This is a genomic window from Pectobacterium zantedeschiae (assembly GCF_004137795.1).
Taxonomy (GTDB): Bacteria; Pseudomonadota; Gammaproteobacteria; order Enterobacterales; family Enterobacteriaceae; genus Pectobacterium; species Pectobacterium zantedeschiae.
On record NZ_NWTM01000002.1, the window covers coordinates 599,204 to 610,288 of the forward strand.

The 11,085-nt window shown below is 49.5% G+C and carries 11 protein-coding genes; 5 read left to right on the plus strand and 6 right to left on the minus strand.

Translation table 11 applies throughout. From position 1 onward, the window contains the following. Positions 1–68 precede the first annotated feature (68 nt). The 4 genes from truD (at position 69) to rpoS (ending at position 4,503) form a co-directional block, all read left to right on the plus strand. On the plus strand, positions 69–1,115 hold the full coding sequence (truD, locus tag CLR69_RS17270; RefSeq protein ID WP_129712070.1) for a tRNA pseudouridine(13) synthase TruD: 1,047 nt from the start codon (positions 69–71) through the stop codon (positions 1,113–1,115). Between the two features lie 140 nt (positions 1,116–1,255). Next, positions 1,256–1,882: a protein-L-isoaspartate(D-aspartate) O-methyltransferase gene (locus CLR69_RS17275; RefSeq protein ID WP_129706347.1), complete on the plus strand. Its 627-nt coding sequence runs from the start codon at positions 1,256–1,258 to the stop codon at positions 1,880–1,882. 555 nt (positions 1,883–2,437) lie between these two features. After that, on the plus strand, positions 2,438–3,457 hold the full coding sequence (nlpD, locus tag CLR69_RS17280; RefSeq protein ID WP_197730588.1) for a murein hydrolase activator NlpD: 1,020 nt from the start codon (positions 2,438–2,440) through the stop codon (positions 3,455–3,457). A gap of 53 nt (positions 3,458–3,510) precedes the next feature. Then, the gene (rpoS, locus tag CLR69_RS17285) at positions 3,511–4,503 is read left to right on the plus strand and encodes an RNA polymerase sigma factor RpoS (RefSeq protein WP_129706343.1); all 993 of its coding nucleotides are present in this window, start codon (positions 3,511–3,513) and stop codon (positions 4,501–4,503) included. A gap of 104 nt (positions 4,504–4,607) precedes the next feature. Here rpoS and proS read toward each other — a convergent pair whose 3' ends face one another. The 6 genes from proS to metN all read right to left on the minus strand — a co-directional run bounded on the left by proS (position 4,608) and on the right by metN (position 10,270). Continuing rightward, positions 4,608–6,326 (minus strand): proline--tRNA ligase, encoded by a 1,719-nt coding sequence (gene proS, locus CLR69_RS17290; protein WP_129712068.1) that lies wholly within the window; start codon positions 6,324–6,326, stop codon positions 4,608–4,610. A gap of 145 nt (positions 6,327–6,471) precedes the next feature. Beyond that, positions 6,472–7,188 (minus strand): tRNA (N6-threonylcarbamoyladenosine(37)-N6)-methyltransferase TrmO, encoded by a 717-nt coding sequence (tsaA, locus tag CLR69_RS17295; protein ID WP_129706339.1) that lies wholly within the window; start codon positions 7,186–7,188, stop codon positions 6,472–6,474. Continuing rightward, entirely contained in the window at positions 7,185–7,595 is a 411-nt protein-coding gene (gene rcsF / locus CLR69_RS17300) for an Rcs stress response system protein RcsF (RefSeq protein WP_129706336.1), read from the minus strand. The genes tsaA and rcsF overlap by 4 nt, the downstream gene beginning before the upstream one ends. A 118-nt stretch (positions 7,596–7,713) precedes the next feature. Continuing rightward, positions 7,714–8,529: a MetQ/NlpA family lipoprotein gene (locus CLR69_RS17305; RefSeq protein WP_010681578.1), complete on the minus strand. Its 816-nt coding sequence runs from the start codon at positions 8,527–8,529 to the stop codon at positions 7,714–7,716. Between the two features lie 63 nt (positions 8,530–8,592). After that, positions 8,593–9,246: a methionine ABC transporter permease MetI gene (locus CLR69_RS17310; RefSeq protein ID WP_129712067.1), complete on the minus strand. Its 654-nt coding sequence runs from the start codon at positions 9,244–9,246 to the stop codon at positions 8,593–8,595. After that, complete coding sequence (gene metN / locus CLR69_RS17315) at positions 9,239–10,270, minus strand: methionine ABC transporter ATP-binding protein MetN (RefSeq protein ID WP_129706332.1); 1,032 nt, start codon at positions 10,268–10,270, stop codon at positions 9,239–9,241. Before metN ends, CLR69_RS17310 begins: the two co-directional genes overlap by 8 nt. 181 nt (positions 10,271–10,451) lie before the next feature. Here metN and gmhB point away from each other — a divergent pair, with 181 nt between their 5' ends. Then, a complete protein-coding gene (gmhB, locus tag CLR69_RS17320) occupies positions 10,452–11,015 on the plus strand; it encodes a D-glycero-beta-D-manno-heptose 1,7-bisphosphate 7-phosphatase (protein WP_129712066.1) in 564 nt (187 codons plus the stop codon). Positions 11,016–11,085 lie beyond the last annotated feature (70 nt).

Genomic DNA, 11,085 nt, shown 5'->3' on the forward strand with positions numbered 1-11,085 from the left:
AAATTAACAGTATAAGAAACAAGGTACATAACCGTGAGTTATCCGGTCATGTACCTTGTAGGATAACGATGGAAAATAGCGAACAACTCGTCTGGCTGCACGGAGAACCACAGGCTACCGGCTCATTGAAATCGACTGCGGAAGATTTTCTGGTGGTGGAAGACCTCGGATTTCTGCCAGATGGTGATGGTGAGCAGGTCTTGGTGCGCGTACGTAAGCGCGGCTGCAATACGCAATTTGTGGCCGAGATGCTGGCGAAATTTGTTCGTCTACCGCTACGTGCCGTCAGCTACGCGGGTCTGAAAGATCGCCATGCCGTCACAGAACAGTGGTTTTGCCTGCACATGCCGGGAAAAGAGACGCCAGATTTCTCCTTGTTGGAGCTGGAAGGCTGTGACGTACTTGAAGTAACTCGCCACCGCCGCAAGTTGCGGATCGGTACGCTGCGAGGTAACCATTTTACTCTGGTGTTGCGTCAGGTGAGTGACCGGGACGAGGTCGACGCCCGTTTAGCGCAGATTGCTGCAAATGGCGTTCCTAATTATTTCGGTAGCCAGCGTTTCGGACGAAACGGGAATAATCTTGAACAGGCTCGTCTTTGGGCAAATAACGATATTAGAGTAAAAGAACGCAGTAAGCGCAGTTTTTATCTTTCCGCCAGCCGCAGTGCGATGTTTAATCAGGTTGCCAGCGCACGGCTTGCGGGGCAGCAGATGAAAACGGTTCTGTGTGGTGATGCATTGCAGCTAACAGGACGCGGCAGTTGGTTTGTTGCTAAAGCTGATGAGCTGGAAACGTTGCAGGCGCGTCTTGACGCTGGCGAACTCCAGATTACTGCGCCGCTGCCTGGAGATGGTGAACTGGGCACGCAGGATGATGCACGGGTATTTGAAGAGCAGGCGTTGACCGGACAAGAAACGCTGTGGTCTTTGGTCAAGCGTGAGCGGGTCGAGTCTGCCCGGCGCGCTGTGTTGCTTTATCCCCAGCAGATGCACTGGGAATGGCAGGATGACGCGACCGTGGAAGTGAAATTCTGGCTACCTGCGGGCAGTTTTGCGACTAGTGTGGTGCGTGAAGTGCTGCATTCACAGCAGGATACCGACATAGGTGCCTGATGTGCAACAGCGTTTTTTTTCAGAAAATAGTTGAAGAGAATCAATGCTGGCAACCGTGTAATTGCGGCGGCTGGCTTACCCCTGTGCGGGAAAATTGCTGTATTGGTGACGAGGTTAACCAGAGCTGAGGTCGGCGGGGAATGGTAAACAAACGTATAGAAACGTTGTTGGTGCAGTTGCGCCAACAGGGCATTCAGGACGAACGTCTGCTGACGGCGATAGAAGCCGTACCCAGAGAACGTTTTGTTGACGAAGCTTTCGAACATAAAGCGTATGAAAATACCGCTCTGCCTATTGGTTCCGGTCAGACTATTTCGCAGCCCTATATGGTCGCGAAGATGACGGAATTGCTTAACCTGACGCCTGTATCTCGCGTGCTGGAGATTGGCACCGGTTCAGGTTATCAAACGGCGATTTTAGCGCATTTGGTTCAGCATGTTTGCTCGGTTGAGCGCATCAAAGGGCTGCAATGGCAGGCTAAACGCCGCTTAAAGCAGCTTGATCTGCATAATGTCTCCACTCGTCATGGTGATGGATGGCTGGGCTGGGCATCGCGTGGGCCGTTTGATGCCATTATCGTGACTGCGGCGCCGCCGGAAATTCCTCGGGCCCTGTTGGAACAGCTTGATGAGGGCGGTGTGATGGTGTTGCCCGTTGGGGAACAGTCACAAATACTACAGGTCGTTCAGCGCCATGCTGGTGAATTTATTATTAAAACGGTTGAAGCGGTTCGGTTTGTTCCGCTGGTCAAAGGGGAGTTAGCCTGATACCGTGGCGGCTGTATGCATGTGTTGTTAAGTCTTTAAAATTTCAATACAACTGTTTTATGGTGCGAACTTGTTGATATTGTTAGCATCTAATCATCGCGGTGCCTCTCCTGTTTTGCTTATGCGCCAGCGATGGTGAAGTAGCGATCTTTCTCGTACCAACTAACGAATAAAACACCGGATATCGTTTACGCTACAATCATTTACGCTACGGTCAGTTAGGCTACGATTAGTGAAGCTACAGCGGATGCGAGGTACACATGTCCGAATTGAGTTCTGAGTATGACTGTTTTTTGAATGTTATATAGCCTGAATAGTTCGAGTTGCAGGTAGGCGGCAGTCGCACGACAAATTGGTTCTAACCGATTTGAACAGCGCTAGCGCTGGCCCGAAGGGGGAGCTTCATTTATGAGGCTCATTAATCCCCAGTCACTTACATCACTAAGTGACTGGGTGAGTAAGATAAGCCAACGCATATGCAGCTTGAAGTATGACGGATATAGTTACTTTTTTGAACGCTATAGGTATAGGGGAGTAAGGCGCATGGGAAGCCGAATGATGAATTTGCGTCACATTGCTGCGTGTATGGTAATTGTCTTAGGTGTGGCTGGATGCTCCAACAATAATTCCAAATCCGCACCGATCAGCAGCGTTGACGGAAATACGGGCAGCCGAGGGGGAATGTTATCTGCGCCACCATCACGCATTTCAACGGCGGGTGAAAGTGTTGCAACGACGTCCGAAGGGCGAATTGTTTACAATCGCAGCTACGGTAATATTCCGAAAGGCAGCTACAGCGGCGGTAATGCCTATACCGTTAAACGGGGAGATACCCTGTTTTATATCGCCTGGATTACCGGCAATGACTATCGGGATCTGGCGCAGCGCAACAATATCCCTGAACCATACAGCCTTAACGTAGGGCAATCATTGAGTTTAGGTAACGTATCCGGCAACAACGCTTCAGGCGGCGTGACGAGCGGTGGTGGAATGCTGGCAACAACCGATGCCACCCGAGGTGGGGTACCGACGCCACCATCCAGTAATCAAATACAAACTACATCGGTTGATTCTCAGTCAACTAATGCGTATTCTGGTAATCAGGGTAAACAGAATGTAGGTAAGATGTTACCTACGGCAGGGGCACCAACAACCGCTCCTGTTTCCGCTCCAGCGGCTGTTGCCAGCAGCAATACGGCTGCTGTCGGCAGTTGGCGTTGGCCTACCGATGGGAAAGTCATAGATAGTTTCTCCGCTTCCGAGGGGGGAAATAAAGGGATTGATATCGCCGGCTCACGTGGGCAACCGATCACCGCAACCGCCAGTGGGCGAGTGGTGTATGCCGGTAACGCGCTACGTGGTTACGGAAATCTGATAATCATCAAACATAATGATGACTACCTCAGTGCCTATGCCCATAACGATACGATGCTAGTCCGTGAGCAACAAGACGTCACGGCAGGACAAAAAATCGCTACGATGGGCAGTACGGGCACAAGCTCAGTTCGCTTGCACTTTGAAATTCGTTACAAGGGGAAATCCGTAAACCCGCTGCGTTTTCTGCCGCAGCGATAAATCGGGCAGAGTATTTCGGTATTCTGCCAAGGGATCACGGGTAGGAGCCACTTATGAGCCAAAGTACGCTGAAAGTTAACGAGTTACATGAAGATACCGATTTCGAAGAAAATGGACTTGACGTTTTTGACGATAAAGCGCTGGCAGAGGAAGATACCAATGATAATGACTCGGCGGAAGACGAGCTATTAGCACAAGGGGTCCCACAGCGTGTCCTGGACGCAACACAGCTCTATTTGGGAGAAATTGGCTATTCGCCGCTTTTAACCGCAGAAGAAGAAGTTTATTTTGCCCGACGCGCGTTGCGTGGTGATGTCCCATCGCGCCGCCGGATGATCGAGAGTAACCTGCGGCTGGTGGTGAAAATTGCCCGCCGTTACAACAATCGTGGTCTGGCGCTGCTGGACTTGATTGAAGAAGGTAATCTCGGCCTGATCCGTGCGGTTGAAAAATTCGATCCAGAAAGAGGATTTCGTTTTTCGACCTACGCTACCTGGTGGATTCGACAGACGATAGAGCGGGCGATCATGAATCAAACCCGCACCATCCGTTTGCCTATTCACATTGTCAAAGAACTCAACGTTTATCTGCGTACCGCGCGCGAGTTGTCTCACAAACTGGACCACGAGCCGAGTGCGGAAGAAATTGCCGAACAGCTTGATAAACCTGTTGATGATGTCAACCGCATGCTGCGTTTGAATGAGCGTATTACTTCCGTTGATACCCCGCTAGGTGGTGATTCGGAGAAAGCGCTGCTGGATATTCTGGCAGACGAAAAAGACAACGGACCTGAAGACACCACGCAGGATAACGATATGAAACAGAATATCGTTAAATGGTTGTTTGAGCTTAATGCCAAGCAGCGTGAGGTGCTGGCGCGTCGTTTCGGCCTGTTAGGGTATGAAGCGGCTACGCTGGAAGATGTCGGTCGTGAAATCGGCTTAACGCGTGAACGTGTTCGTCAGATTCAGGTTGAAGGCTTACGCCGCCTGCGGGAAATTTTGCAGGTTCAGGGGTTAAGCATTGAAGAGCTGTTTCGTGAATAATTCGTAGCGGATTACGATATGTTGAAATAAAAAATGGTGGGGGAACCCACCATTTTTTTATGCCTGTATTCACCCTTCTGTATGAAAGGGCGATTTGACGGCGATTAGCGTACGATATTCGCCAGCAGAAAATCGATGATTTCACCGGTTTTAATCATTTGCTTTTCACCGACGCGGCGACTCTTATATTCAATCTCTTCGCTATCCAGATTACGATCGCCAATAACGATAGTGTGCGGTACGCCAATCAACTCCATATCGGCAAACATCACGCCTGGGCGCTCTTTACGATCATCAAGCAGAACTTCAATGCCTTTAGCGCGTAGCTGCTGGTAGATATCCTCTGCCACTTCCTTCACGCGGAAAGATTTGTGCATATTCATTGGCAGGATAGCAACGTGGAAAGGCGCAATGGCGTCTGGCCAGATAATACCGCGTTCATCATGATTCTGCTCAATCGCCGCTGCGACAACGCGCGTCACACCAATACCGTAACAGCCCATCGTCAGCGTCTGATTGCGTCCGTCTTCACCTTGAACGGTTGCTTTCAGCGCTTCAGAATATTTGCTGCCCAGTTGGAAAATATGGCCGACTTCGATACCGCGTTTAATTTGCAGTGTGCCTTTGCCGTCTGGGCTGGTGTCGCCTTCAACCACGTTACGGATATCTGCAACCTGCGGCAGCGTAACGTCACGCTCCCAGTTGATGCCAAAATAGTGTTTACCATCAATATTCGCGCCAGCGCTGAAGTCGCTCATAGCGGCAACGGTGCGGTCAACAACGACTGGAATCGACAACTTGACTGGACCCAGTGAACCAGGGCCTGCACCGATGATTGCGCGGATCTCGTCTTCCGTTGCGAAAGTCAGCGGGCTTGCTACCTGAGCAATTTTCTCCGCCTTGATTTCGTTCAGTTCGTGATCGCCGCGAACCAGCAACGCAACCAGTTTATGACCGCTTTCTTCCGTTGCTTTAACCAGCAGTGTCTTCACGGTTTTTTCTACTGGCAGGTTAAACTGCTCAACTAGCTCGGCGATGGTCTTGGCGTTTGGTGTATCAATCAGACGCAGTTCTTCCTTCGCTTCCGCACGGCCTAACTTCGGCGCGACGGCTTCTGCAAGCTCGATGTTTGCCGCATAGTCGGATTCTGTTGAGAAAACGATATCGTCTTCACCGCTGGTCGCCAGTACCTGAAATTCGTGTGAAGCATTACCACCGATAGAGCCGGTATCTGCCTGAACGGCTCTGAAATCCAGATCCATACGGCTGAAAATCTTGCTATAAGCGGCGTACATGGCGTCGTAGGTGGCCTGCAAGGATTCCTGCGAAGTATGGAAAGAGTAGGCGTCTTTCATCAGGAACTCACGCGAGCGCATGACACCAAAACGTGGGCGAACTTCATCGCGGAATTTGGTTTGAATCTGGAAGAAATTCAGCGGCAACTGCTTATAAGAGCTGACTTCATTACGAATCAGGTCAGTAATGACTTCTTCGTGTGTTGGGCCGAGTACGAAGGGGCGTTCACCACGATCGACAAAGCGCAGTAGCTCGGGGCCATACTGATCCCAACGGCCACTTTCTACCCATAAATCTGCAGGTTGAACAACCGGCATGGACACTTCAATTGCGCCCGCGGTGTTCATCTCTTCGCGCACGATATTTTCAACTTTTCTCAAAACACGTAAACCGGTCGGCAACCAGGTGTAAAGGCCGGAGGCCAGTTTACGAATCATTCCTGCCCGGAGCATCAACTGATGGCTGATGACTTCTGCATCGGCTGGCGTCTCCTTGAGAGTGGAGAGCATGTATTGGCTAGTACGCATGGGGTTTTAGTTCCGTTAGAACGAGAAATAGCATAGGGCTGCTTGGCAGCCGAAAGCACATAAAAAGTGGCTTAGTTTACCAGCGTGGGCGGCGTGTCAAAAGAGAGCAGGGACAATTTTAGAATATATTGCTGTGGTTCGTGTATTAACACGTATGAGACGGGTCGAGGCTTAACACTTCAGTTTGTTCTTCGCATACGCGCCAGCGCACATTGAATTCCAATAGCAAAACGGCGTATTCCCGTGTGGTACTTTCTCCTTTTCGGTAGGCAGGGCGAGGATCCTGTGCCAATACCTGCGAGATAAAGCGTTTTAGCTGGGGATATTTCTTTTGATGTTCTGCGATCTGGTTTTCTGCATGCGGCGAAAAAAACACCGGCATCGCGGCATCTGGCGCCATTTGGGCAAAACCCGCTCGCGCCTGAGGATGACTTTCTGCAAAGGGCAGATAAGGCTTGATATCCACTACTGGTGTGCCATCGACTAGGTCAAGACTGCCTAATTCGAGTGTAATCGCCTCGCCTTTTGCACGGATCCCTTTTAATTCAACCAATGACACACCAATAGGGTTAGGACGGAAGGTGGAGCGCGTAGCGAAAACGCCTGTGCGTGTGTTTCCTCCCAGACGCGGTGGCCGAACAGTCGGACGCCAGCCGCCTTCCATCGTTTGATGAAAGATGAACAATATCCAAATATGGCTGAAATCCTCCAGCCCTCGGACGCACTCCGCCTGATTGTATGGCGATAATAGCTGAAGCTCTCCGCCTCCATCTTCAATCAGACCCGGCTGCCGCGGAATGGCAAATTTTTCTTTATACGGTGAGCGGATAATCCCGATCTGATTGAAAACAAATTGACTCATTGTGCAGAAACTTTCAGCGCAGTGCCCTGACAAACAACTTGGCTGTAACAACCCGCTACACCGCTGACGGTTTGGCATTCATGCAATAAAACCGCATTGGCCTTCATGACGGTTGCGCGGTTTTGCATTCTTTTACGCGCATTTGCCGCGTTGGGGGGAGCATCCTGAGCGCTGACCTGACATGAGGAACCTGAAACCTCGCCCATATCACGGAAAGGTTTACCCACTAATTCTTCTGCACTTTTATATAACACCGCCGGAGCCGGACGAGTCGGTGGCTTCGGTTTTGGCGCGGGTTCTGCGGTTTTGGTTTCAATAACAGGTTGAGGAGCCGGTGCCGGTGGCTTCTGAAATAAAGAACAGCCTGTCAGCGACATTGCCAACAATACAAAGGGAACAGCACGCATTAAGGATTCCTCTGCTTTTTCTCAAAGAGCGAGTATTGAAGCAAGCAATTGCACAAATAACAAGACGGGCCGTGGCCCGTCTTGCAGATATCTTTTAATTAAACACGTTAGGGTTGGATTACCAACCTTTCACCGCGCCACCATTAAAGATTTTATTTGCAGCATCGTTCACTTCATCAGATTGATAAGCCTGAACGAATTTCTTCACATTTTCAGCGTCTTTGTTGTCTTCGCGTGAAACCAGCAGGTTTACATACGGAGAGTCTTTCTCTTCAACAAACAGGCCATCTTTAGTTGGCGTCAGGTTAATCTGGCTAGCGTAAGTGGTGTTGATTACAGCCAGCGCGATTTGTGCGTCATCTAAAGAACGTGGCAGTTGTGGCGCTTCCAGTTCAACCAGTTTGATATTTTTCGGGTTTTCGGTCACATCCAGAACGGTCGGCAGTAGGCCAACGTTGTCTTTCAGTTTAATCAAGCCGACTTTTTGCAGCAGCAGCAAGGAGCGGCCCAGGTTGGTCGGGTCGTTTGGCAGCGCAACTTGAGCGCCATCTTGCAGTTCATTCAGGGATTTGATTTTTTTGGAGTAACCTGCAATCGGATAGACAAAGCTGTTACCGACAGAAACCAGTTTATATCCACGATCTTTGATTTGCTGATCCAGATAAGGTTTGTGCTGGAAGGCATTCAGATCGATATCACCTTTGCTCAAGGCTTCATTTGGCAGCACGTAGTCGTTGAACGTTACTAATTCAACGTCCAGACCATATTTGTCTTTTGCCACTTTCTGAGCAACTTCTGCAACCTGTTGTTCTGCACCAACAATAACGCCGACTTTAATATGATTAGGATTCTTTTCTTCCTGACCACATCCTGCTAGCGCCAGAGCACCAATGAGTGCGCCAATGGTCGCAATAGATTTCAGTTTAATCGCCATATCCTTACCCCTAATTAACTATTTTCTTGGCAGATGCCTTTAGGCAAATGCGTATTGTGATGATTACTTGTGTGTGACAGCTTTTACTGCCCTGTCGCCGCAGAATTGAATCAGGTAAACCAAAACAACTAGTAATATTAATACCGTATTCATGACCGTCGCGTTATAACCAATATAACCATACTGATAACCAATTTGACCTAAGCCGCCTGCACCCACTGCTCCACCCATAGCAGAATAGCCTACGAGCGTAATTAAGGTGATAGTTGCGGCATTAATTAGCCCTGGTAACGCTTCTGGCAGCAATATCTTTTTGATGATTTGCATTGGTGTCGCACCCATCGCGCGGGCGGCTTCTACCAGCCCGGTCGGAATTTCAAGCAGCGCGTTTTCCACCATACGCGCAATAAACGGTGCTGCGCCTACGGTCAGAGGAACGATAGCCGCTTGCAGACCAATTGAGGTTCCGACAATGATGCGGGTAAAAGGAATCATCCATACCAGCAAAATAATGAACGGAATCGAGCGGAAAATATTTACCAGTGCAGAAACGGTTCTGTAGAGATTTGGATTGGCGATAATTTGCCCTGGGCGCGTGGTGTATAATAAAACGCCCACCGGTAAGCCAAGCACAAAGCCAAAGAAACCAGAAACAGATGTCATCGCGACGGTTTCCCATACTCCCTTAGCCATTAACCACATCATTGCTTCAGACATAACCCAAGACCTCAATAGTAACGTGACTTTCCTGCAGGAATTGGATTGCGGCTTTGATATCCGCATCGTTGCCATGCATTTCTGCCAGCATGATGCCGAACTTGACGCCACCGGCATAATCCATCTGAGCGCTAATAATGTTGTTATTAACATTAAAACGTCGGGCTACTTCTGACAGCAGTGGGGCGTCCACCGATTTGCCCGTAAACTCCATCCGTAATAATGGCGTAGTTTCTGGGCGAGAGTCAGGGGACAGTCGGGTGAGGTAATCGTCAGGAATATCGAGGTGTAACGTCGACTGAATGAATTTCTGCGCCAGCGGCGTTTTTGGATGTGAGAAGACCTCACTTACGGTGTCTTGCTCAATGAGCTGTCCGTCACTGATAACCGCAACCTGATCGCAAATGCGTTTCACCACATCCATTTCATGTGTAATAAGAAGAATGGTTAGGCCAAGGCGGCGATTGATGTCTTTCAGTAATTCAAGAATTGAACGAGTCGTTGCGGGGTCTAACGCGCTGGTTGCTTCGTCACACAACAGAACTTTAGGATTGCTCGCCAGCGCACGGGCAATAGCAACACGCTGTTTTTGTCCGCCGGACAAGTTGGCGGGATAGACATCGTGCTTATCTGCCAGCCCAACCAGTTCTAATAATTCATTGACTCGCTTGGTAATGTCCGCTTTCGGTTTGTTATCCAGTTCCAACGGCAGCGAAATATTGCCAAAAACGGTACGAGAAGAGAGTAGGTTGAAATGTTGGAAAATCATGCCGATCTGCCGACGTGCGCGTGTCAACTGGCTATCTGACAGTTGTGTCAGTTCTTGTCCATCTACCAACACTTTCCCTTCTGTTGGTCGCTCCAATAAATTGACGCAGCGGATCAGTGTACTTTTACCTGCACCCGATGCGCCGATGACGCCATAGATCTGCCCGGTGGGAACATGAAGGCTAACATCATCCAGTGCGGTAATGCTCCGCCCATTCTGCTGGAAAACCTTAGTAATATTAGAAAGTTCAATCATATGTTTTTTATCGTAAGTGCCTATGGCTGGATAAATCAGTTTCTGAATTAACAGAAGATGAAATGGATGTTAGGGCGTCTAGACGTCTAAGTCAATCTGGATTGTCACTGCCCTGCATTCTCTCTGCGGGCGAAAACATGCGATACTACTGCGTAATTTACGCCATTCAGGAGCAAAGTCAGTGGCACAAAGCCTTCCAGCAATTTTTCTTGATCGTGACGGCACGATTAATGTCGATCACGGTTATGTTCATGAGATTGACGAGTTTCAATTTATTGATGGTGTCATCGACGCTATGCGAGAGTTGAAGGGGATGGGGTTCGCGCTGGTTGTTGTGACTAACCAGTCCGGTATCGCCCGCGGTAAATTTACAGAAGATCAGTTTATGCAACTGACGGAATGGATGGACTGGTCGCTGGCAGATCGTGATGTTGATCTGGATGGCATCTACTTTTGTCCACATCATCCTGAAGCTGGTGAGGATGAATACCGTCAGGCTTGTGATTGCCGTAAGCCTGAACCCGGCATGTTGCTTTCCGCACAGCGTGATCTGCACATTGATATGGCCGCTTCTTATATGGTGGGGGATAAGTTAGAGGATATGCAGGCTGCAATCGGTGCTGGTGTCGGGCATAAACTGCTAGTTCGGACCGGTAAACCTGTTACCGAGCAAGGTGAAGCACTGGCTGATGGCGTGCTAGAAAGCCTCGCAGAGCTGCCAAAATGGATAAAAACGCGCAGTTAACAAGCGGAACGAATGAAAGATGCGCAAACAGAAAAAAGTTTACTAGATTTGCTTGCGCTTCTGAATCGGC

What these genes read in the sequence shown, in the direction of transcription:
- truD (WP_129712070.1), top strand. Translation starts at nt 69, where the DNA reads ATGGAAAATAGCGAACAACTCGTCTGGCTGCACGGAGAACCACAGGCT.
- CLR69_RS17275 (WP_129706347.1), top strand. Translation starts at nt 1,256, where the DNA reads ATGGTAAACAAACGTATAGAAACGTTGTTGGTGCAGTTGCGCCAACAG.
- nlpD (WP_197730588.1), top strand. Translation starts at nt 2,438, where the DNA reads ATGATGAATTTGCGTCACATTGCTGCGTGTATGGTAATTGTCTTAGGT.
- rpoS (WP_129706343.1), top strand. Translation starts at nt 3,511, where the DNA reads ATGAGCCAAAGTACGCTGAAAGTTAACGAGTTACATGAAGATACCGAT.
- proS (WP_129712068.1), bottom strand. Translation starts at nt 6,326, where the DNA reads ATGCGTACTAGCCAATACATGCTCTCCACTCTCAAGGAGACGCCAGCC.
- tsaA (WP_129706339.1), bottom strand. Translation starts at nt 7,188, where the DNA reads ATGAGTCAATTTGTTTTCAATCAGATCGGGATTATCCGCTCACCGTAT.
- rcsF (WP_129706336.1), bottom strand. Translation starts at nt 7,595, where the DNA reads ATGCGTGCTGTTCCCTTTGTATTGTTGGCAATGTCGCTGACAGGCTGT.
- CLR69_RS17305 (WP_010681578.1), bottom strand. Translation starts at nt 8,529, where the DNA reads ATGGCGATTAAACTGAAATCTATTGCGACCATTGGCGCACTCATTGGT.
- CLR69_RS17310 (WP_129712067.1), bottom strand. Translation starts at nt 9,246, where the DNA reads ATGTCTGAAGCAATGATGTGGTTAATGGCTAAGGGAGTATGGGAAACC.
- metN (WP_129706332.1), bottom strand. Translation starts at nt 10,270, where the DNA reads ATGATTGAACTTTCTAATATTACTAAGGTTTTCCAGCAGAATGGGCGG.